A 20,877-nucleotide genomic window follows, 5' to 3' on the forward strand; every position below is an offset into this window, starting at 1 on the left:
CTCCCGCGCCCCCCGCGCCCCCCGCGGCCGCGTCTACTCTTCGATCTGTTCGTCCGCTTCGGCGTGGCGCATGGACGGGAAGGCAACAGCGATCGACGCTGGGTCCAGACGTGCCAGCAAGGCGTCGACCACGGTGATGGAGACCACGTCCGGCACGTTGATCGAGTATGCGCCCAGGCTGCCGGCCTCCACCGTGCCGCAACCGGCGTCACGCAACCCGGCCAGCACGTTTGGCAAACCGCCCGTCGCCTCTTTCTTGACGACCAAGAGCCAGACGGTGGTGTTCTTCGAACGAGACACGTGCCGCCAGGCGAGCACCCGGGCGCCCTCGCGCGTCGCGTCGATCACGTCGCCCACCGACAGGCCCTTCACAAACAGCGGCGCGACCAAGACCTCGTGTCCGGAGGCGGTCCGTCGCACCGGCATGCACTCGATGCTCACGGGCGGCCAATCCTCATCGACGTCGAGAGGAAACTCGAGCGACTCGGCCTGGTTCATGGCTGCGCGATCATCTTCGGCGCGTTCGTCTTGTGACCTAGAGAGTATCTTACACGCGCGACGCTCGGCGCACCGGCGCCATCGACGCGCAGGGCCGCGGAGGTTCCGGCGGCGCTCCCTGGCGCCGGGTCCGTTGGGCTGGTTTCTCATGACGACGACTCCACGAGCGCTGCGACGAGAGGAACCTCGAGGGACTCCGCCTGGATCATGGCTGCGCGATCCCTCACAGGCAGCGTCAATCGTCGGCCTGCCCAAGGCAAGCTTCTTCGTAGTCCAAGACGGCTTCAGCGAGCAGCCTGTCCAACAGGGCACGCACATCCGAGTAGCGCACGTCGGGTGGGACATCGACGGCGACGAGACATGGGACGTCGCTCCCCTCTGATTCGCATCCGAGGGCTCGGAGCGCGGCCCGGACTTCGCCGACCTTCTTGGGTTCGGGGATGACCACTCTGACGGTGGTGTGGCCCCCGCTGCGCGTCAGCCCGACGAACCGCAACATGCCGTCGAGCTGCGGCTGCGCCGACACGACGTCTCCGCAGGCCAGGCCGGTCGCGTAGAAGGGGATGTTGTCGACCTGGTATCCGTCGACGACTGCGGTCGCCCACATCGTCTCGGTTTCTTGCTCGCCGCCTGGCCCTGTACACGGAAACGCGATCTTGATGTGGCCCGTCATTCGTCACCGCCGACCGATGCGCACGTGCGCTCGCCATCGGTCGACGCGTCGAACGCCTCGCCGATTCTCCCCCGGCAATCCGCCAGCGCTGACTCCAGGCTCTTCGATTCAGGTCTTTCTATCATCTGTCCGCTTCGGCGGTGGGTGGGCGGCATCGACAGCCTGGCGATGGTGCGCTGCGGCGCCACCAGGCTACAGCTCCTCGAGCGCAACCTCCAGCTCGCGCTCGAACACCGCCAGGAGCAGCGTCACGTCGGTCATGAACTCGGCGTCAGCGTCGGTCTTGTCGAGGCGCAGCTCGGCCGTCGCGGAACGGCGATCGACCACGTCGCTGATCCAGCGACACAGCCTGGTCGTCGACAGCGTCTCGAGGTTCGCGACCTGGACGCCGCTCGGACCAGAACCGTCCACGCAGAACCCGACCTCGACCAGCGCTTGCACGAACCGGGCGCGCCACAGCCGCCCACGCTCGTCCGCTCCTTCGAATCCGAGCTCGACCAAGACGCCATCGATGGCCGTCAGGAACGCTGCGGCGTCCTCGGCCACCGCGGGGGCCCGGCCCGCGGGTTCGCCCTCGACCGCGCGTGCTGCGGAATATCGCTTACGGCCCATGAGCACGAGGCGCTCGCCGAGCTTCACCGTCGGAAGCGCCGACCGAGTGATGCCGAGGGCGTGGTTCGGGCCGTCAAGCGCAGAATCAAAGCCCTGTGCGAGGAGCTCGCGAACGAGACTATCGGCGACCCGCGGGTTCATGGCGGTGGATCTCTGCGCAGGGGGCAGCTGCACGCGAGGGTCGGATCAGGGTCGGACCAGGTCGAGGACGTCGACATCATCTCGCTCGAGGTACTGCTCGAGCGCCTCGATCCCCTTGCCGCGCACGAGCCCGTACTCATGCGGCGACAGCGGCAGCAGCCACCGCACCTGCGTCGGCACGTCCATCCCGACGACGGACTCGGCGTCATCCGGCCAGAGCGTCGGCTGATAGGTCGCGATGGCCGAGATTCGAGTACCTGGGATGCAGCCAGGGAGCTCCGTGACGTAGCCCGGCCCGAACCCGATGCCCGTGTCCACAGCGACCGCGGCGACGAGCGCCAGCGCCGTGGGGATCTCACGACAGTCGTACTTCTCGTCAGACGCAAAGACCAACTCCTGCCGGACCGGCCGCGCAGTCCGTCGGTGCTTCAGCGTTTGTCGACTCATCCCGAAGGTCGACCAGATCGAGATCTGCTGCGCCGCCAGCCCGACCGGCGGACGACCGGGAACTCGAGCGATGTGCCCGCAGACGGCTGGCCCAGCGTCTCGCCAAAGTATCGCGCCATGTGGTCTTCGACGGGGCTGGACGAACTCACGCTCGCTCCCTGTGACGTGCCTTGCCTACGTCCATTCGATCGCGCGATGACCGCCGAGCGCGTCGTCGCAGCCGTCGCCACGTGTCCACCGAGCTTCGTAGACATCTGGTCCACTCATTCTGTTTGAACGCGCCGGTCACCCGTGCACCGGCGAACGGAACCCCTCACCCACGCGCCCATGGGACCACACCCCCAACCCGCCCTCGCCATCGCGCGCGCGGCGATCAGCGGTGGCGCGTGCCGGGTCGACCCGACGGCGGGGCGGTGCGCTGGACCGCGGCCGGCGCCGGCGCGACCGGGACGACGGCCGCGCGAGCCGGCACCTCACGCCCGATGATCACGGTGCCGATGTTGGTCACGGCGACTGACATGAACAGCGGCCCGACGCAGTCGTCCCGATCGCGGTGACGGTGCCGGTGATGTTGGTCAGATCGGCCTGGGCCGGCGGCAGTGACGCGGTGATCTCGTCGATGCGGACGTCCCACATCGCGCCGACGTTGCCCCGGGAAGGCGTCGTTGCCGCCGTAGGACACGCCGTTGATCGTGAGCGTGTCGTCGGCCTGGGGCTGGCCGTCGAGGACCATGTGCGTGACCGTGGCGGTCTCGTAGCCCTCCGGGCACCGGCACGCCGGTCAGCACCGTCGTCATCGGCGCGCCCTGCTCTTACAGCGCGCCGTCCTTGATCTACGACGAAGTTGTTGCGGGCGTCGTTGGGGTCCTGGTGCATCACGACGGGCTGACACCCCTGGCTGTCGAAGACGCGGTCGGTGCGCGACGGCAGCCCGTTGACCGTGTAAAGTGCCGTTGCCGGTGATCAGCGGTGACGTCGCGGTAGAGCGTGTTGATGCCGATGCCCCAGCGGGTGTCGGGCGTGATGCCCAGGATGGTGCCGGTGACCGGGCTGCCTTGGATCGACCATCGTCGTGGTGGTGCCGATGACCGCCCAGTAGAGCCAGGCATGGATGATCACCGCGTCGGTCGGCAGCCCGCGACGGTCAGCGGCGCGCGTTGGGGACGACGACGTTCAGTACCGGCCGGCGGTCGCGACCCGACGGTGAACGGAGCCGCCGCCCGGGATCTTGCCGGCGATCTGCGGGTTCAGCACGCCCTGGCAGGCGTTGCCGACCATATTGCCGTCGCTGTCGGCCTGATCGGCGTTAAGGCTGGGTCCGGCAGGTTGTCCGGTCGTCGAGGACGCCGTCGTTGTCGTCGTCGCCGTCGCAGGCGTCGCCGATGATGTCGTCGTCGAGGTCCGACTGATCGGTGTTGGGGATGAAGCGGCAGTTGTCGCTGATGTCGTCGACCCCGTCGTTGTCGTCGTCGAGGTCGCAGGCGTCGCCCTGGCCGTCACCGTCGAAGTCGGCCTGGTCGGGGTTGGCGATCGTCGGGCAGTTGTCGAGCGTGTCGAGGATGCCGTCGTCGTCCTGGTCGACCGAGGCGTCGATCCCCGCGTCGATGACGTCGTCGTCGTCGTCCCCGGACCCCGACGGGCCGCAGGAGGTAGCGAGGAGACCGACCAGGGCAAGGCTGAGCGCGCGTCGAACAGACATGGCCGAACAATCGGCTGGACCGAGGTGTCGCGCAACCAGGATCGTGCCACACCGCCCCCGGATCGCCCACCGCTGTGACGGCGACCGCCTTGGGCTCACCGCCCGTGACAGCGATTGCCCACGGCCGTGACGGCGATTACCCGGGCGCCCCCCTCGGAGGCCGACGCCCGCGCCGGGCGCCCCTGCCTCCGCCGCCCGCCCCCCGCTAGATCGTCGCCGCTGGTCGCGCGTTTGCTTGTACATGTCCGCGACGCACTCCAAGTCCTCGAATCCTCCCGCTCTTCGGCTAGGGCGTGCGGCTGCCCGCGCGCGCGCCGGTGGCGGCGCTGCCCCGCGCGCTCCAGGCCACGCTGGCCGATCGCATCGACGGGCGGGTCGCGGCCTTCGTCGCTGCGTCGATCGTCGCGCACGTCGGCCTGATGGTGGCCGCGCACCTCAACGACCCGCCGGCGACGCCGACGATGGCGCACCGGGCCACCGAGCAGTACCGCGATGACACGGTCGCGATCATCGACGCCAGCGATCCGATCTTCGACGTGCAGCAGCCGCCGACCGATCCGGGCCGGGCACCCAGGCCACGCCGACGCCGACGACCAGGCCGGCCGAGCCGACCCCGACGACGCGCCCGAGCACGCCGGGGCCGAGCACGCGGCCGTCGACGCCGACCCTGACCGAGCCGGTCGACGCGACCCGGATGGCCGACCTGCTGTTCGCGCCCGACGGCACCGACGGCCCGCTGGTCGGTGACCTCACCGCCAAGAAGCCCGGCACCGATCTGGCGCAGCAGCTCCGGGAGATCAAGGACTCGAACCAGACCGCGTCGATCGGCGATCAGACCGGGCGGGTGCGTCCCGGCGACGCGACGCCGCGGGTCGGCACCGGCCAGGATCCGGTGATCGATCGCCCGACCGTGATCACCGCCCTGCCCAAGGACCCCGAGGTCGGCCCGCCGGGCCGGATCAAGCCGATCCCGACCCCGACCCCGCCGGGCGACCCGTCGGTCGACTCGATCATCAGGAAGATCTCGACCACGTACATCGGCGGCCTGCAGCGCTGCTACAAGAAGTCGCTGGTCACCGACGGCACGCTCTCGGGCAAGGTGACCCTGACCTTCTCCGTCACCGACCGCGGCGCGGTCACCGACCACCGCGCGGCCGGCGTCGACGACAAGCTCAGCGACTGCGTCGAGGGCCTGATGACCAAGTGGACCTTCCGCCGGTCAGGACGGCGACGGCGACCCCACCGACGTCGACGTCAAGCTCGGCCTGCAGCTGACCCCGCACTGACCTTCGCGGGCGTCCGGTCGCCGCGCCCGGCGCGCTCCTCCAGAGCGCCGAGCTAGCACCGTCGACTGGGGTACACTCCGATGTTCGCGGCAAGCATCGGAGGTAGTCAATGGTCGATGTGAGGACGAGCGCTGTACCGGATCCGTCAGCGGCGGCGCGGAGCATGCCCGAAGGTCTGTTCCGGGCGCTGTTCGAGCGCTCCCGCGACCTCGTCTTCCTCGCCGACCTCGCGGGCAACTTCCTCGATGCGAACCCGGCGGCGTTGGACCTGCTCGGCTACCGCGCCGACGAGATCTCATCGCACAGTTTCGGGTCGTTGCTCTCCGAGGACCAGCTCCCGTCGGCGCTCCAGCAGCTGCGCGAACTCACCACGGCTGGCCACCTGGAGCGGCTGGTGGAGTACCAGGTGCGCTGCCGGGACGGGCGCAGCCTGGTGCTCGAGCTGCAGCCCTCGCTCGTCCGGCACGAGGGGCGCCCCGACGTGGTGCTCGGCATCGGCCGCGACCTCACCGCGCGGAAGCGGGCTGAGGCCGCCGGCGCCGAGGCCCAGCGGTTCGTCCAGGGGACGCTCGACTCGCTCGCCGCGCACATCTGCGTGCTCGACGAGCGCGGGGCGATCATCGCCACCAACGCGGCCTGGGATCGCTTCGCCGAGGCCAACGGGGTGCAGGTGGCCTGGCCGGGCGTCAGCTACCTCGCCGTCTGCGACGCCGCGACCGGCCCCGAGCAACCCGACGCCGCCGCCTTCGCCGCGGGGCTGCGCGCCGTCATCGACGAGCGGCAGCAGGAGTACTCGCTGGAGTATCCGTGCCACGCGCCGACGGAGGAGCGCTGGTTCCTCGGTCGGGTGACCCGGTTCGCCGGGCCCGCGCCGGTGCGCGTGGTGGTCGCGCACGAGGACATCACCGAGCTCGTGCGGATCGAACGGGCGCTGCGCGAGGCGCACGCGCGCCTGCAGACGATCCTCGATCAGTCCCCGGCCATGATCTTCGCGTTCGATCTGGCGGGCCGGCTGATCCTGTCCAATCACAAGCTCGAGGAGCTCGCCGGCCGGCCGGCGGCGGAGCTGCTCGGCAAGCGCTACACCGACCTGATGCCGCCGGCGATCGCCGCGGAGCGCACGGCCCAGGATCTGGAGATCATCCGCACCGGCCAGCCGCACACCATCGGGCATGTCGAGGACCTGCCGCAGGGGCCGCGCACCTTCATCACCACCAAGTTTCCGATCCACGACGCCGGCGGGGCCATCGCCGCCATCTGCGGCATCTCCACCGACGTCACCGAGCTCCAGGGCGCGCAGGCCCGGCTCGCCGAGCGCGAGCGCGAGGTCCGCGAGCTGCTCGAGCGCATGCCGATCGGCCTCGTGGCGCACGGGCCGGACAGCTCCGTGCGCTACGCCAACCCGGTCGCCGTGGCGCTGCTCGGGCTGTCGCAGGACGCGATGGAGGCCCGCAAGGCCGACGACCCCGGGTGGCGCTTCGTGCGGACCGACGGCACGCGCATGCCGCCGGAGGAGTATCCGGTCAGCCGGGCGCTGGCCAGCGGCGGGCACGTCGAGCGCCTCGAGCTGGGCATCTGCCGGCCGGCCCTGGCGGACCCGGTCTGGGTGCAGTGCGACGCGCACCCGCATCGGGACCAGGACGGACAGCTGGTCCAGATCGTGGTGACGTTCTTCGACATCTCCGAGCGCAAGCGGAGCGCGGAGCTGCTGCAGCAGCGCGACGCGCTCCACGCCTCGGTGCTCAGCGCCATGCGCGAGGGCCTGGTCGTGCGGGACGTCGACGACAAGGTCCTCCTCGCCAACCAGCACGCCGCCGACATGCTCGGGCTGCCCCTCGACCAGCTCATCGGGACGCGCGCGGTCGATCCCCGCTGGCGCGCGCAGCACGAGGACGGCACGCTCCTCCCGACCGATGAGCTCCCCTCGATCGTCACCAGCCGCACCGGGCGGCCGGTCGACAACTTCATCATGAGCGTCGACGTCGGGGACCCGCAGCGCCGGCTCCTCTCGATCAACTCGCGCGAGGTGCTCGACTCGGCGGACCGCCGGACCAGCGTGGTGACGACGTTCCACGACATCACCGAGCAGCGGCGCGCGGCGCAGGCGCTGACCGAGCTCGCGACCGTGGTCGAGCAGGCGTCGGACACCATCCTGATCACCGACCTGCGCGGCGCGATCGTCTACGCCAATCCGGCGTTCGAGCGCTCGACGGGCTACACGCGCGCCGAGGCGCTCGGCCAGAACCCGCGCCTGCTCAAGAGCGGTCAGCAGGACGCGGCGTTCTATCGCGCGATGTGGGCGGTGCTGAAGCGCGGTGAGGTCTGGTCCGGCAGCCTCGTCAACCGGCGCAAGGACGGGACGCTGTACGAGGAGGAGGCCACGATCTCGCCGGTGCGCGATCCGCGCGGGACCGTCATCAACTACGCCGCCGTCAAGCGCGACGTGACGCGCGAGCGGCAGCTCGAGCGGCAGTTCCTCCAGGCGCAGAAGCTGGAGAGCATCGGCCAGCTCGCCGGGGGCGTGGCCCACGACTTCAACAACATCCTCGCCGTGATCATCATGGAGAGCGAGCTGGCCGCGCTGGACGACCAGGCGCCGGCGCCGCTCCAGGAGTCGATGCGCGAGATCCTGGCGGCCGCCCAGCGCGGGGCCAAGATCACCCGGCAGCTGCTGCTGTTCAGCCGCAAGGAGGTGATGCAGCCGACGCGCATCGACCTCAACGAGATCTTGCTCAACGTGGCCAAGATGCTCCAGCGGCTCCTCCGGGAGGACGTGCACCTCGAGCTGCACCTCCACTCCGGGCCGCTGATCACGCGCGCCGACGCGGGGATGCTCGAGCAGGTGATGATGAACCTGGTCGTCAACGCCCGGGACGCGATGCCCCAGGGCGGGCGGATCGTCGTCGAGACCGGCGCGCGCAAGGTCGACGCCGGTGAGCTCCAGGACAGCCCCGAGGTCGCGGCGGGCCGCTACGTGTGGCTGAGCGTGAACGACACGGGCGTTGGCATCGCACCGGAGATCATCCCGCGCATCTTCGAGCCGTTCTTCACCACCAAGGAGGTGGGCCACGGCACCGGCCTGGGCCTCGCCAGCGTCTTCGGCATCGTCAAGCAGCACCACGGCTGGCTCGAGGTCGAGAGCGTCGTCGGACGCGGCACGAAGATGAGCGCCTTCCTCCCCGTCCACGAGGCGTACGCGGCGGAGCCCGTCGAGGCGGCGCCGCGGCCCAGCGCGCGCGGCGGCACCGAGACCGTCCTCGTGGTCGAGGACGACGCGGCCCTGCGCCGGTTGATGCGCAGGGCGCTCGAGGCCGGCGGCTACCGCGTGCTCGACGCCGCGGACGGCGTGGCCGCGCGGGCGGTCTGGCACGCGCACCAGGCGCAGATCGCGCTGGTGATCACCGACCTCGCGATGCCCGGCGGCGTGGGCGGGCGGGAGCTGGCCGCGGGCCTGCAGCGCGACCAGCCCGGGCTCAAGGTCATCTTCACCTCGGGCTACAGCGAACGGATCGCCGGCGTGGAGCTCCTGCTCGACGCGGGCCAGGCCTTCGTGCAGAAGCCCTTCGCCACCGACCAGCTGCTCGCGCTGGCGCGGACGCTGCTCGACCCGTGACGGCGGCGGCGCCCGAACCCGGTGGGGCACGCGCGCCCGCGGCTCACGGCACCGGCACGCCGAGCGCGTAGCGGATCATCGGCGCGAGCACGAGGTCGCCATTGGCGTCGCGGGCCATCGCGGCGTCGATCGCCATCGAGATGTGGAAGTCGTTGGGGTCGGAGTTCGGCGCGGCGTCGGTCGAGAACACGTGGGCGCACTGGAGGTCGGCGTAGGCGGCGGGGTACGGACCGAGGCCGTCGACGCGCACGGCGTCGGCCTTGGCGCCCATGCCGAACGCCTCGAAGGTCTCGCGGCTGTAGTTCCAGGCGCCCTCGCGCTCGTGGATCGCGCCGAACTGGCGGCCGCCGGGCGTCAGGCGCGGCCGCAGCGACGCCGGCGCCGGCACCATCAGCTCGTCCTCGTTGGTCGGATCGAACAGGCCGTCGCCGTCGACGTCGCAGTCGCGGTCGGGATCGGCGGAGGTCAGCGGGCACAGCACCGAGTCGCCGGCCTTGGACATGTACAGCGCGCGCGCGACCAGGTGATCGCCGGCGAGGACCCCGGCGTGGCCGCCGCCCTGGGACCAGCCGCCGATCGCCCACCGGTCCCAGGCCAGGCCGTCGCCGGCGGCGTTGAGGAACTGGCGCACGCCGACGCTGGGGAAGTTCGCGTCGAGGTACTGCACCAGCCGGATCACGCGGTGCTCGATCGAGTCGGGGCGCGGCACGTCGATGCACGGCGTGTCGGACACGTCGCGGCCGTAGATGAGCTCGCGCCGCACCTGATCGCCGCACTCCAGGTTCATGCGGCTGTTGCACGCGGGCACCGTCGCGCTGCTGCACAGCTGCGCGACCTGGGTCTCGTTGTCGTACGCGAGCGAGATGCCGACGTAGCCGGCGGACGCGGCGATCGTCAGGATGTTGGTGAACTGGTGCGGCTCGGCGCCCGAGCCGGCCAGCCACAGGAACACCTTGTCGGGGCGCGGCTGCCCCGCGCCGGGCACGACCAGGTAGTGGCGCTTGAGCGTGCCCTGGAGCGTGTCGTTGATGACCTCGCCGCCCTGCGCGGTGAGGCTCGGCAGCACCGTCTGCTCGACGATCGGCATCGGCACGTACGCGGGGATGCCCGACACGTCGCAGGTCGGGGCCGGTGCGTCGACCGGTGCGTCGACCGCGGCGTCGGGGTTGGTGGCGTCGACGGCCGGGACCGGATCGACGCCGCCACAGGCGAGCACGGCGAGGGCGAGGGCGGCGGGGAGGACGGTGCGCATGGGTCTGCTCAAAGCAAGCCGTTCGCCAACGCCAAGGCCCCGACATCGCTGGGTGTCGAGACCTGGACGTCCCGGTGATGGGTCGGCCGGATGGATCTGCAGGTCCCGCTCCGTGGGCGGCCGCGGACCACGGACCGCGGTGTGGTCGACGGGGCAGTCGGCCGGCGTCAGCGGGCGCGCACCAGCCGCCCGTCAGCGAGCCAGCGCGAGGTCGGCGTCCTCGAGGATCGCGCGGTGGCCGTCGAGCTCGACCCAGAACTGCGCCGCCACGTCCGCCAGGCGCTCGGGGGCCTGGGCCGCGACCACCGCGAACAGATCCTGCTCCTCGGCGAGGTGGTGGTGCTCGGCCAGGTGGTGCAGCGGCACCGCGGCGTCGAGCGCGGCCAGGGCCGCGGTGCGCCAGCCCGGGGCGCCGACGACCACCGCGCCGCACGCGGCGGCCAGGCGATCGATCGCCTCGAACAGCTTGCGATGCTGGCCGAGGTACAGCTCGGCCGGCCAGCGGGCGCGCGCGTCGAGCAGCGGCACCAGCGCGGCCTCCTCGGCCGCTGCGTGGGCCTCGGTCAGCGCGCGGTAGCTGGTCAGCACCGCTGCCGCGCGGGCGCCGTCGCCGATGAGCAAGAGCTCGCGGACCCGCGCGAACACCTCATCGAGCGCGCGGTGCACCGCGACCAGCGGCATCGCTACTGCAGCTCCTTGCACGACGGCGCGTCCTTGCACGACGGCGCGTCGCCGCCCGCGCACGCCTGCACGAACCGCGCGTGCGAGCGATCGCGGTCGCGCGCCACGCCCTCGCCGCGGAAGTACTGGATCGCGGCGTTGCGGCACGCGACCGGATCGCCGAGGTCGCAGCCGCGCTCGAACAGCGCCAGCGCGGCGACCAGATCCTTGGGCAGCGCCTTGCCCTGGTACGCCGCCATGCCGAGATCGACGCACACCCCGCGGGCGCCGAGCTCGCAGCCGCGCTGATACAGGTCGCGCTGCGCGGGCAGCCCGCCGCGCCGTCGCGCCAGGTTCGCGCAGCCGTACCCGGCACCCAGGTCGCACGCCTGGGCGTAGCGCTGGTCGGCCTTGGCCAGATCGACCGGCTCGCCGTCGCCGCGCTCGGCCATGCCGCCGAGCTTGTTGCAGCCCTCGCCGTAGGTCAGCGTGCACGCGCGCTCGAAGTAGCCGCGGGCGCGCACGCCGTCCTTGGTCACGCCGGTGCCGGCGGCGTAGAGGTCGCCGAGCTCGCCGCAGGCCTGGCCGTGCTCGAGCTCGCACGCGCGGTCGAGCATCGTCAGCGCGCGGGCCGCGTCGACGGCCACGCCGCGGCCGGCGTCGAGCATGACCGCGGCGTTGCGACAGCCGCGGGCGTCCTTGGCCTCGCACGTCTGCGCGTACAGCGCGAACGCGCGGGCGTCGTCGCGCGCGATGCCCGCGCCGCGGTCGAACAGGAGCGCGAGCTCGTAGCAGCTCGGGTTGTAGCCCTGCTCGCACGCGCGCCGGAACATGCCGGCGGCCCCGACCAGGTCCTGCGCGACGCCGAGGCCCGCGGCGCGGAGGCCGCCGAGCAGGTGGCAGCCCTGGCGCTCGCCCAGATCGCAGGCCTGGGCGTAGAGCGTCCCGGCCTTGACCGGGTTGGCGTCGACGCCGTCGCCGTGCTGGTACAGCACGCCGAGGGCCTTGCAGGCGGGGCCGTGCTTGAGCTCGCACCCGGCGGTGAAGCGCGCGCGCGCGTCGCTCCAGTCGGCGCGATCGACCGCGGCCAGGCCGAGCTGAGCGCACGCGGCGCCGTCGCCGGCCGCGCAGCCCGCGACCGGATCGGGCGGCGGCGGCGGCGGGGTCGGCACCGTGACCGCGGCGCGCGCGCCCACCGACGGGCCGCCGATCGTGCCGACGCCGCGCAGCACCTGGACCACGCCGAGGCCGAGCACGCCGACGGCGATCGCCACCGCCAGCCCACGCTGCCGGCGCGCCAGCCGCCGCACCCGCGCGAGCGCCAGCAGCCCGACCGCGAGCGCCAGCGCGCCGCCGCCGAGCGCCACCCAGTCGCGGAAGTGGACCGCGACGACGACGCCGTCGACGGTGCGGGTCTCGGCCCGGGCGAGCCGGAACAGGAACGGCGCCAGCCCCGCGGCCAGGCCGACGTACTCGAGCGCGCCGGGCACCGGCCGGGTCAGGCCTCCATCGTCTGCGGCTACATCCACGGCGGGATACTATCGTGTCCGTCGCGCGCCATGGCCGATCCGCTCGCCCCGACTGTGCCCGAGACGCCGCGCCGCGATGACGCGCGCGCCGACGGCGCGGCCGCGACCCCGCGCGCCGACGGCGCGGCCGCGACCCAGCGGGCTGGCGACCTCGCGGCCGCGGCCCCGACCGAGCGGGCCGACCACGCCCGCGCGCAGGCGACGCCCAGCACCGTCGGCCATGGCCACCCGGTGCGCGCGGCGCCGATGGCCGATCCGCTCGAGCGCGCGCTGGCCAAGGCCAAGGCGGCGGCGGCGCTGTTCGGCGACGTGGCGGCCGTGCAGGTCGGTCGGTACCGGCTGATCGAGCGCGCCGGCGCCGGCGGCATGGGCGTGGTCTGGTCGGCGTGGGACCCCGATCTCAACCGCGGCGTCGCGCTCAAGCTGGCGTCGGCCGGCGACGACGACGCCCGCGCCCGGGCCCGCGACGAGGGTCGGGCGCTGGCCCGGCTGTCGCACCCGAACGTCGTGCCGATCTACGACGTGTTCGAGGCGCGCGAGGGCGTGTTCCTGGTGATGGAGCTGGTCAAGGGCAAGACCCTGCGCACGGTCGCCACCGACGGCGCCAGCGTGCCCGAGCTGGTGCGCGCCTACCGGCAGTGCGGCGACGGCCTCGCCGCCGCGCACCGGGCCGGCCTGGTCCACCGCGACTTCAAGCCCGACAACGCGATCCTCGGCGCCGACGGGCGCGTGCGCGTGCTCGACTTCGGCCTGGCGCGCGAGGCCACCGACGAGCTGGGCGAGATCGCCGGCACGCCCCGGTACATGGCGCCGGAGCAGCGCAGCGGCCTGGCGCTGACCGCCGCGGTCGATCAGTACGCGCTGGGCGTGGCGCTGCGCGAGGCGGTGGCCGCGCGTGGGCCGGTGCCACGCTGGCTCGAGCCGATCCTCACCCGCGCGACCGCGGCGACGGCCGACGCGCGCTTCCCGTCGATGGACGCGCTGCTCGCGGCGCTCGCGCTCGATCCGGCGACGCGCTGGCGCCGGCGCGCGCTCTACGGCGGCGGCGTGGTCGCGCTCGGCGCGGTGGCCGCGGCGTTCACGCTCGGTCGCGCCAACCAGGCGCCCGAGCCGTGCCAGGGCAGCGCCGGCGCGATCGCCGCGAGCTGGGGCGGCGCCCGGCGCACCGCCGCCAACAGCCACCTGGCCGCGCTGACCGGCGGCTACACCCGCGAGTCGGTGCCGCGCATCATCGGCGCGCTCGATCGCTACGCCAGCGACTGGGCGTCGATCCACCGCGCGTCGTGTCAGGCCCACCAGCGGCGCGAGCTGTCCGAGCCCGCCTACGATCGCCGCACCGCCTGCCTGGCCCGGCGCAAGACCGCGCTGGCCACGCTCGGCGAGCTGGCCGGGCGCGCCGCCATCGACGCGCTGCCCGGCCTGGTGATCGCCGTCGGCGGCCTGCCCGAGCTGGCCACCTGCGAGGACGACGACGCGCTGGCGTCGCCGGTCGCGCCGCCGACGCCGGCCCAGGCCGACGAGGCCGACGCGATCGCCGATCTGATCGCGCGGGTCGACGTCGAGCGCGACGCCGCCGACACCGACGCCGCGACCCGCGACGCCGACGCGGCGGTCGCGCGGGCCGAGGCCCTGGGGTACGTGCCGCTGGTGGCCCGAGCGCTGCTGGCGAGCGGCCGGATCACGCTCGCGCAATCACGCGACGACCGCGGCGGGGCCCGCTTCACCGAGGCCACGCGGCTCGCGCTCGAGGTCGGCGACGAGCCGCTCGCGATCGAGGCGTACGCACGGGCGGCGTATGCGATCGCGACGACGGCCGGGCCCGCGCGCGCGACCGATGGGCTGCCGCTGATCGAAGCCATCACCCGCCGTCTCGACGATCGCGCGGCGTTTCCGCGGGCGCTCTTGCACCACAACGTCGGCACCGTCGAGCTGGCCCGCGGAGACCGCGCCGCGGCCCGGGCCGCGTTCGAGCGCGCGCGCGCCGACTCGGCCGGCCTGACCGGCAGCGCGGCGATCGAGATGAGCGTGGGTCTGATGAGCCTGTTGGTCATCACCGACGACGAGGCCGCGCAGGCGCAGCTCGGGCGCGCCCTGGTCGAGACCCGCAGCCGCCTGCTCGGTGCCAACCATCCATCGACCCTCGACGCGCGCGCGGTGGTCGGCGAGCTGATCGCCGACCCCGACGCTGCCTGGACGGCGCTGGCGCCGGTCTGCGACGCCCTGGTAGCGCTCCACCCCCACCTGGGCGGATCGATCGGCGAGTGTGACCACGAGCTCTTGATCATCGCCGCCGGGCGCTTCGACGTCGCCGCGGTCAACCGGCTCGCGCGCCAGGTCGAGGCCGCCAGCGCCCACGGCGCGGACGATCAACACGTTGCGACCGCCCGCGCCTACGCGCTCGCCGGTGACGGCCCCGACGCGCGGGGACTCGCCGCGTTCGTCGCAGCGCGACCGGAGATCACGCCGACCTCGCCCTGGTGGATCGTGCTCTACGCCGCCGACCTGGATCTCGGCGGCGCCTTCGCGGCGCTGCGCGCGGACCAACCCGAGCGCGCGCGCCGCCTGATCGACGCAGCGTCGGCGCTGCTCGATCGGCTGACGGCGAGCGCGCCGCGGCCCATCATCGCGCGCCGACGCTGGGCCCTGGCAGCCCTGCGCGCGCGGACCTGATCACGGGATCGCAGCGCTCTGGGTCAGCAGGTACGCGCCGGTGCCCGCGGGGCCGGGGAACCCGGCGACCGACGAGCACGTCGGCAGCGCGCACGTCGCCCCGAGCTCCGCGTCCATGTCGTAGGCCGAGCCGTGGAGCCGGTGCGTGCTGAGACAGATCGCGCCGTCAGCCGTCCACAGCGACTCGTACGACGCGGTGCCACCACCGACGCTGCTCCCGCCCTGGTCGCTGGTCCAGCGCAGCGACGTGCCCTGCCGCGTGAACGCTTCCCCGGTGCCGCAGAAGTCGCCAGTGTACATCTTGAGCATCGCCTGCCGCTGCGGCACGGTCGACTGGAAGCCCGCCACCGTCCCGGCGGTGGTGTGACGGTTCAGGTGCAGCTTGGCGAGCGCGCCACCAGCGCAGGCGATGTTGAACCAGGTCCCGGCGCCCCGGTAGCTCGCTGCGGTCACGAGCTTGGCGTCGGCGTCGTAGCGATCGCCGGTGTAGAGGATCGCCTCGTAGGGCTTGAGCCAGTACTGGCCCTCGCCGTCGAGTCGGTTCGGCGGGTTCAGGCACAGCGGGTACGGCGCAGCCATGTTCGGATAGCCAGCCCCGGTCCAGCCGAGCTCGTAGGTCTCGACCGTCGTCGCCGGGCCGCGCCAGAACTTGACCGTCTCCGAGACGTTCATGATGTGCAGCGACGCCGGGCCGCTGGGCGTCGAGAGGCGGATCGTGGACCCGATCAGCGCGGCCCCCTGCAGGCCGATCGAGCCGTTGGGGTTCAGGCCGCGCAGCCGATCGGCGGCGACGTCCACGCGATAGCTGGCCGCGCCCTTCCGCAGCGCGATGACCGAGATGCCGGCGTCGTTCGGCGTGCCGAGCTCCTCGAGCTCGTGCATGCCAAAGGGCCCGAGAATCGGGGAGTTCTCGCTGCAGCCCCACTTCGGACATGCGATCAGGTCGTGATCGGTCGAGCCGAGACGATCCTCGGTCTCGTCGACGCACGCGGCGAGGGCGAGGAGTGCGAACGGGAGTGCCAGGTGGGTTCGGGTCATGCCAGCTCCAGGGTGTGCCTGGATAGATTCTGGCCGGCCCGGTTGTGACCGAGGATCGTGTGACCGCTCACCCGAAACGGGTGTCCTGCGATTCAACCAGCTGAAGTTGAACGGAAATTCTCGAAACAAAATCGCCGACTGCGCCCGTGCACTTGCGCCGCCGCGCCAGATGTCGTCGCAGCCGCCGGGGCGATGCGAGGAAATCTCGGAGGCCTACGCCAGCGCCCGGGCCCAGGTGTCGAGGTCGTCGACCGTGGCCAGGGCGTGGGGTGGCGCGGCGTTGGCGGCGGCCATGGCGTCCCGCAGCGCGGCGCGGGCTCGCGACAGGCGCTGGCGGATGGCCTGGACCCCGGCGTCGAACACCTCGGCCAGGGCGGCGGCGTCGAGGCCCTCCCAGTAGTGCAGCTCGAGCAGGGTCTGCTGCTCGACCGTGAGCGAGCGGAGCGCGGCGCACAGGCGGCGGTGATCCTCGTTGCGGGCGAGCTTGCCACCGGCGCTGGTCGCGATCTGGGCGATCGACGACAGCTCGGGATCGAACTCGCGCTCGCGCTTGAGCGTGCGCAGGTGCCGGTACAGCTCGTTGCGCGCGATCGTGAACAGGTAGGTGCGGAAGCTCGAGCGCCCGGCGAACTGATCGCGGGCCTTGACCATCGCGAAGAACGTCGCCTGGACCATCTCGTCGGGCTCGCCGCACTTGTTGCCGAAGAACCGGAACAGCGGATCGAAGTAGCGCGCGAACAGATCGCGGCCGGCGGCCTGGTCGCCACCGCGCCAGCGCTCGAGCAGGTCGCGATCGACGTCCATCGCTTCCACAGTATCACCCCGCGAGCATGAGTTCACGATCGGGGGCGCCACCTCACTTTGGAGACGGCGCGACCGCGAGGATCTTCTCGATCAACGCGTCGCCGGCGGGCGTCGCCGGGACCACCGCCGGCTGGATGCGGCGGGTGACCTCGATCCAGCGGCGGTCCTCGGCGAACAGCGTGCGAAAGATCGGCAGGCTGCCGTCGAGATCGCCGGCGCTGGCCAGGCCGACCGCCTGCCAGTAGCGGACCTCGGCCAGGCCGGGCGCGGCGGCCGCGGCGGCGCCGTAGTGATCGCGCGCGCCGGCGACGTCGCCGTGCTCGACCGCGAGGTCGCCGGCGTTCATGTGGTCGTAGACCCGCTGCAGGGCCAGCAGCCGGGTCAGCTCGGCGATCGGATCGGCGGCGTCGTCGACGCGCAGGTCGACCAGCGTGTCGTGGGACGGCTCGGCCGAGGGCGTGCCCTTGACGATCAGCATCGCCGCCGACTGGCAGCCGCGGACGTCGCCGCCGGCGTCCTGGGCCGCGGCCAGGGCCGCGAGCATGCGCGCGGCCAGATCGCCGGTGGCGCCCTCGTAGGCCTTGGCCATCGCCGGCACGACCTTGTCGTTGGCCATCAGGTTGGCCTGGACCGAGTAGCCGGCGCCGAGGTGATGGCCGGCGAACGGGATGTTGGCGGCGCCGGTGTGCGCGGCGACCTGGCCCTGGGCGTCGACGAACGCGACCTGGCGGACGTCGCGCTTGGCGTCCTCGGCCAGGAGCGCGGCCAGCGCGTCGGGCGCGCTGGCGCCGGCGGTCATGCGCTCGAGGCCCTTGCGGCCGTAGGCGGGCTCGGCGAACGACTGCGTCGCGATCGCGCCGACGCCCGACGCGGCCCAGGTGACGCCGGCGCCGACCGCGAACCAGTGCGACTGCACCGCGACGCCGAGATCGCCGGTGACCGGATCGCGCGCGACGATCGAGAACGTGTGGGTCGGGCGCAGCGGCTCGCTCGGGGCGCCGCGCGCGGGCTGGACCTGGCCGACGTCGCGCAGGCACGCGGCCGGCGCGGCGGGCGCGACCGGTTGCGGCGGCGGCGGCGGCGGCGGCGGCGGCGCCGACTTGCTGCAGCCGAGGACCGCGACGAGGACGACGGCGAGCGCGCGCATGCCGCATCGTACACACCGCCCCGGCCTCTGGTAGCGTCGGCGCGATGCGCGCGAAGACGATCGTCGCTCTGCTCCTCACGTGCGCCGCGTGCGCCGGCCCCGGTGGCGTCGAGGGCGAGGTCGGCCCCGAGGGCCCCGAGGGTCCGCCTGGGCAGCCCGGCCAGCCCGGCCAGCAGGGCGTGCCCGGCCCCACCGGCACCACCGGCCAGGACGTGCGCGAGGTCTACGGCACCGGCCAGCTCGCCGTGACCGCGGGCCTCACCAGCTACACGACGATCCCCGGGCTGTCGCAGCTGGTCAACGTGCCAGCCGACGCCGTGGTCCAGGTCGCGACCAACGGCGGCATCCAGTGCACCGGGCTCGGCGCCGCGTACGCCGTCGTCGACGTCGCGATCTTCGTCGACGGCGTCGCGTCGAACCAGGGCGGCGTACGCCGCGTCGTCGCCGCCAACACCACGACCGTCGGCCAGATGATCGCCAACTGGTCGTTCGCGCGCAGCTACACGCTGACGCCGGGCGACCACTCGATCGAGGTCAAGGCGATCTCGATCGATCCCAGCGCCGCCACCGCGAACGTCTCGAGCGCGAGCGCGCCGCAGCTCCAGGCGGTGCTGACCGTGACGATCGTCAAGCGCTGACGCGGCGCGCAGTCCGCGCCGCTCGGTCCGCGCCGCTCGGTCCGGCCGTGGTTGCGGCCGCGCCGCTGGTGCGCTCGGTCTGCGGGCCGGGCGCGGCCTGGCCGCGCTGCGCCGCACGGTCAGACGGCGCGCGGCTCACGGCTCCTGGCCACGCGGCTCGTGCTCATGCAGCGCGCGTCCCGCGGCTCACTGCGGCCGCGCGACCCGCGTCCACATCATCAGCAGGTTGCGGATGACCGCGCCGTCGGGCGGCGTGGTCGCGGCCGGCAGCTCGAGCGCGAGCCCGTACGGGGCCAGGCGCGTGAACGGGTTGGCGCCGTCGGCGGTCTTGATCGGCATCGACGTGTCGGCCGGCCGGAAGCCGAACCCGAGCGCGCGGCTCTGGGCGTCGCGGCCGCGCAGGTAGTCGATCAGCCGGCGCCCGGCCTTGGCCTGGGCCGGCGTGACCGCGTCGCCGCCGAGCAGCACGATCGGGTGATCGCTCCACAGCGTCACCGGCGGGTAGTAGATGTGCAGGTTGCCCCAGCGGCCCTGGGCGTTCTCGAGCTGCGAGATCGCCAGGCTCTCGTAGACCACCGCGATGTCGTACTTCGACGGGCCGAACCGGACCATGTCGGTCATGAACGTGCCGGTCGAGGCCTCGAACATCGGCACGCCGCGCTCGATCTCCTTGACCCAGGTCTGGTACTTCTCGTCGAGCAGCTCGTCGACGGTGAGGCCGCTGGTCTTGGTGTAGTACTCGAGCGTCATCAGCAACAGCGCCTGCAGGCCCGAGTTGGACTTGTTGGGATCGGTGTGGCCGAGCTTGACGAAGCCCCAGGCCGGCTTGCCGCCGATCGCCGCCCAGCCCTTGGGCGAGGACACGGCCTTGTGGATCGCCTTCCAGCTCAGGCCGTCGTCGCCCGACGCGGCCATCAGCACCTTGGCCCGGTCCTCCCACACCGCGAACACCAGCGGCGACAGCAAGAGCTGCTGGGGCCCGGCCTCGCCATCGGCCGGGAACGGCCGCTTGCCGTACTTGGTCTGCCAGTCGGTGGCGAGCAGGTTGACGATCAGCGAGTCGGCCGGGCTCCACAGCACCGGCTTGGCGCTGCCGTCGAGGATCGCGGCGGCGGCCTCGAGCGAGCCCTTGCTGACCGGCACGACGTCGACGTCGGGGTTGGCCTGCTCGAACGCCGCGACCGTGGCCTCGACCCAGTCCTTCTTCTCGCTCGAGTACATGAACTCGATCTTGGTCACCCCGCCCTGCGGCGGCGCGGCGGTGCCGGCGGCCGTGCCGGTGCCGGAGCCAGCGCCGGGCGGTGACGACGACTTCTTCTTGCCGCTCACGAGCACGACCAGGAGGGCCGCGAACGCGACGAACACGACGACGATGATCCACTTCTGCTTCACGTTGGAACCTCCACGAGGGTCGCGAGGGTGTCCTCGAAGGCCCGCAGCTCGATGTTCATGCGATCGAGCTCACCGCCGACGTCGCCGGTGAGCGCGTCCGAGGCCTGGTCGTCGAGGGCCTGGAGCTGGATCAGGCTGGTCGGCACGCCGCGCAGCGCCGCGACCAGCCGGGTCAGGTTGGCCAGGATGCGCTGGTGCGCGACCTCGATCTCGTCGAGCGCCTTGACCCGGCCCCGGGCGGCCTCGGCGGCGAGCTCGTACTGGCGGCGGGCCGCGGCGTCGGTCGCCGCGGCGACGAGGCCGTCGAGCTGGGTCACCTCGGCCGCGGCCTCGGCCCGCGCGGCGCCGGCCAGGTAGCGGGCCAGGGCGTCGCCGCGCACGACCAGCGCCGCGGCGTGGCTGATCAGCTCCTCGGTCGCCGCCAGCGCGCCGGTGACGTTGCGCCGGATGCGGTCGGGCACCGCCGCGGCGATGCGCTCGATCTCGGCGTGCGCGGTCGCCACCGCCTCGGCGGCCTTGCGCAGCGCGGGGTCGGCGACGGTCTTGGGCGCCGGCAGCGCCGGGCGCTCGGCCCGGCCCGACAGCACGGTGCGCCGGAAGCCCGGGTTCGAGACGTCGGCGGCGACCAGCGCCACGTACGCGGCGCCGCCGAGCAGGGCGATCGGCCAGCTCGCCAGCGCGACCGCCCCCGCGACCGCGGCGCCGACGACGCCGAGGTTGACCGGGCCGATGGCGGCGCGGGCGAGGATGCGGGCGAAGGCGGAGCGGGCGGCCATGG

General features: G+C 72.9%; 18 protein-coding genes. 5 read left to right on the top strand and 13 right to left on the bottom strand.

All coding sequences use genetic code 11. The features are described 5' to 3' along the window. Positions 1 to 33: 33 nt before the first annotated feature. The 5 genes from IPL61_26770 to IPL61_26790 form a co-directional block, all read right to left on the bottom strand. Positions 34 to 498, bottom strand: coding sequence for a DUF4265 domain-containing protein (locus IPL61_26770; GenBank protein MBK9034824.1), 465 nt, complete (start codon positions 496 to 498; stop codon positions 34 to 36). 235 nt (positions 499 to 733) lie between these two features. Further along, positions 734 to 1,171, bottom strand: coding sequence for a DUF4265 domain-containing protein (locus tag IPL61_26775; protein MBK9034825.1), 438 nt, complete (start codon positions 1,169 to 1,171; stop codon positions 734 to 736). A 192-nt stretch (positions 1,172 to 1,363) separates the two neighbouring features. Beyond that, on the bottom strand, positions 1,364 to 1,924 hold the full coding sequence (locus IPL61_26780; protein ID MBK9034826.1) for a hypothetical protein: 561 nt from the start codon (positions 1,922 to 1,924) through the stop codon (positions 1,364 to 1,366). Positions 1,925 to 1,969: 45 nt separating this feature from the next. Then, entirely contained in the window at positions 1,970 to 2,371 is a 402-nt protein-coding gene (locus tag IPL61_26785; GenBank protein ID MBK9034827.1) for a suppressor of fused domain protein, read from the bottom strand. 1,306 nt (positions 2,372 to 3,677) lie between these two features. Further along, a complete protein-coding gene (locus IPL61_26790) occupies positions 3,678 to 4,313 on the bottom strand; it encodes a thrombospondin type 3 repeat-containing protein (protein MBK9034828.1) in 636 nt (211 codons plus the stop codon). Between the two features lie 50 nt (positions 4,314 to 4,363). Here IPL61_26790 and IPL61_26795 point away from each other — a divergent pair, with 50 nt between their 5' ends. The 3 genes from IPL61_26795 (at position 4,364) to IPL61_26805 (ending at position 8,969) form a co-directional block, all read left to right on the top strand. Next, positions 4,364 to 4,741, top strand: coding sequence for a hypothetical protein (locus IPL61_26795; GenBank protein ID MBK9034829.1), 378 nt, complete (start codon positions 4,364 to 4,366; stop codon positions 4,739 to 4,741). Between the two features lie 23 nt (positions 4,742 to 4,764). Continuing rightward, positions 4,765 to 5,412, top strand: coding sequence for a hypothetical protein (locus IPL61_26800; GenBank protein MBK9034830.1), 648 nt, complete (start codon positions 4,765 to 4,767; stop codon positions 5,410 to 5,412). Between the two features lie 107 nt (positions 5,413 to 5,519). Further along, positions 5,520 to 8,969, top strand: coding sequence for a PAS domain S-box protein (locus tag IPL61_26805; GenBank protein ID MBK9034831.1), 3,450 nt, complete (start codon positions 5,520 to 5,522; stop codon positions 8,967 to 8,969). A 43-nt stretch (positions 8,970 to 9,012) separates the two neighbouring features. On the opposite strand, the gene IPL61_26810 is transcribed toward IPL61_26805, so the two are convergent. The 3 genes from IPL61_26810 to IPL61_26820 all read right to left on the bottom strand — a co-directional run bounded on the left by IPL61_26810 (position 9,013) and on the right by IPL61_26820 (position 12,371). Continuing rightward, a complete protein-coding gene (locus IPL61_26810) occupies positions 9,013 to 10,221 on the bottom strand; it encodes a hypothetical protein (GenBank protein ID MBK9034832.1) in 1,209 nt (402 codons plus the stop codon). Between the two features lie 192 nt (positions 10,222 to 10,413). Then, the gene (locus IPL61_26815; protein MBK9034833.1) at positions 10,414 to 10,941 is read right to left on the bottom strand and encodes a hypothetical protein; all 528 of its coding nucleotides are present in this window, start codon (positions 10,939 to 10,941) and stop codon (positions 10,414 to 10,416) included. Then, positions 10,905 to 12,371, bottom strand: a complete 1,467-nt coding sequence (locus IPL61_26820) for an SEL1-like repeat protein (protein MBK9034834.1) — start codon at positions 12,369 to 12,371, stop codon at positions 10,905 to 10,907. Before IPL61_26820 ends, IPL61_26815 begins: the two co-directional genes overlap by 37 nt. On the opposite strand from IPL61_26820, the gene IPL61_26825 reads away from it, so the two are divergent. Next, positions 12,261 to 15,080, top strand: coding sequence for a serine/threonine protein kinase (locus tag IPL61_26825; protein MBK9034835.1), 2,820 nt, complete (start codon positions 12,261 to 12,263; stop codon positions 15,078 to 15,080). The genes IPL61_26820 and IPL61_26825 overlap by 111 nt on opposite strands. Here the strand turns inward: IPL61_26825 and IPL61_26830 are convergent, their stop codons facing one another. The 3 genes from IPL61_26830 to IPL61_26840 form a co-directional block, all read right to left on the bottom strand. After that, positions 15,081 to 16,118 (bottom strand): hypothetical protein, encoded by a 1,038-nt coding sequence (locus IPL61_26830; protein MBK9034836.1) that lies wholly within the window; start codon positions 16,116 to 16,118, stop codon positions 15,081 to 15,083. It lies immediately after the preceding gene. A 213-nt stretch (positions 16,119 to 16,331) separates the two neighbouring features. Then, on the bottom strand, positions 16,332 to 16,922 hold the full coding sequence (locus IPL61_26835) for a sigma-70 family RNA polymerase sigma factor (GenBank protein MBK9034837.1): 591 nt from the start codon (positions 16,920 to 16,922) through the stop codon (positions 16,332 to 16,334). Between the two features lie 52 nt (positions 16,923 to 16,974). Next, positions 16,975 to 18,069: a DUF1028 domain-containing protein gene (locus IPL61_26840; protein MBK9034838.1), complete on the bottom strand. Its 1,095-nt coding sequence runs from the start codon at positions 18,067 to 18,069 to the stop codon at positions 16,975 to 16,977. A gap of 44 nt (positions 18,070 to 18,113) precedes the next feature. On the opposite strand from IPL61_26840, the gene IPL61_26845 reads away from it, so the two are divergent. After that, complete coding sequence (locus tag IPL61_26845) at positions 18,114 to 18,707, top strand: hypothetical protein (protein ID MBK9034839.1); 594 nt, start codon at positions 18,114 to 18,116, stop codon at positions 18,705 to 18,707. A 186-nt stretch (positions 18,708 to 18,893) separates the two neighbouring features. Here IPL61_26845 and IPL61_26850 read toward each other — a convergent pair whose 3' ends face one another. Next, positions 18,894 to 20,099, bottom strand: coding sequence for a substrate-binding domain-containing protein (locus IPL61_26850; GenBank protein MBK9034840.1), 1,206 nt, complete (start codon positions 20,097 to 20,099; stop codon positions 18,894 to 18,896). Continuing rightward, positions 20,096 to 20,875: a hypothetical protein gene (locus IPL61_26855; GenBank protein MBK9034841.1), complete on the bottom strand. Its 780-nt coding sequence runs from the start codon at positions 20,873 to 20,875 to the stop codon at positions 20,096 to 20,098. Before IPL61_26855 ends, IPL61_26850 begins: the two co-directional genes overlap by 4 nt. Positions 20,876 to 20,877 lie beyond the last annotated feature (2 nt).

The organism is Myxococcales bacterium (genome assembly GCA_016717005.1).
GTDB lineage: Bacteria > Myxococcota_A > Polyangia > Haliangiales > Haliangiaceae > UBA2376.

Bases quoted from the DNA above. Each gene is read 5' to 3' on its own strand.
- IPL61_26770 (MBK9034824.1), bottom strand. From the start codon at position 498: ATGAACCAGGCCGAGTCGCTCGAGTTTCCTCTCGACGTCGATGAGGAT.
- IPL61_26775 (MBK9034825.1), bottom strand. From the start codon at position 1,171: ATGACGGGCCACATCAAGATCGCGTTTCCGTGTACAGGGCCAGGCGGC.
- IPL61_26780 (MBK9034826.1), bottom strand. From the start codon at position 1,924: ATGAACCCGCGGGTCGCCGATAGTCTCGTTCGCGAGCTCCTCGCACAG.
- IPL61_26785 (MBK9034827.1), bottom strand. From the start codon at position 2,371: ATGAGTCGACAAACGCTGAAGCACCGACGGACTGCGCGGCCGGTCCGG.
- IPL61_26790 (MBK9034828.1), bottom strand. From the start codon at position 4,313: ATGTACAAGCAAACGCGCGACCAGCGGCGACGATCTAGCGGGGGGCGG.
- IPL61_26800 (MBK9034830.1), top strand. From the start codon at position 4,765: ATGGCCGACCTGCTGTTCGCGCCCGACGGCACCGACGGCCCGCTGGTC.
- IPL61_26805 (MBK9034831.1), top strand. From the start codon at position 5,520: ATGCCCGAAGGTCTGTTCCGGGCGCTGTTCGAGCGCTCCCGCGACCTC.
- IPL61_26810 (MBK9034832.1), bottom strand. From the start codon at position 10,221: ATGCGCACCGTCCTCCCCGCCGCCCTCGCCCTCGCCGTGCTCGCCTGT.
- IPL61_26830 (MBK9034836.1), bottom strand. From the start codon at position 16,118: ATGACCCGAACCCACCTGGCACTCCCGTTCGCACTCCTCGCCCTCGCC.
- IPL61_26835 (MBK9034837.1), bottom strand. From the start codon at position 16,922: ATGGACGTCGATCGCGACCTGCTCGAGCGCTGGCGCGGTGGCGACCAG.
- IPL61_26840 (MBK9034838.1), bottom strand. From the start codon at position 18,069: ATGCGCGCGCTCGCCGTCGTCCTCGTCGCGGTCCTCGGCTGCAGCAAG.
- IPL61_26845 (MBK9034839.1), top strand. From the start codon at position 18,114: ATGCGCGCGAAGACGATCGTCGCTCTGCTCCTCACGTGCGCCGCGTGC.
- IPL61_26855 (MBK9034841.1), bottom strand. From the start codon at position 20,875: ATGGCCGCCCGCTCCGCCTTCGCCCGCATCCTCGCCCGCGCCGCCATC.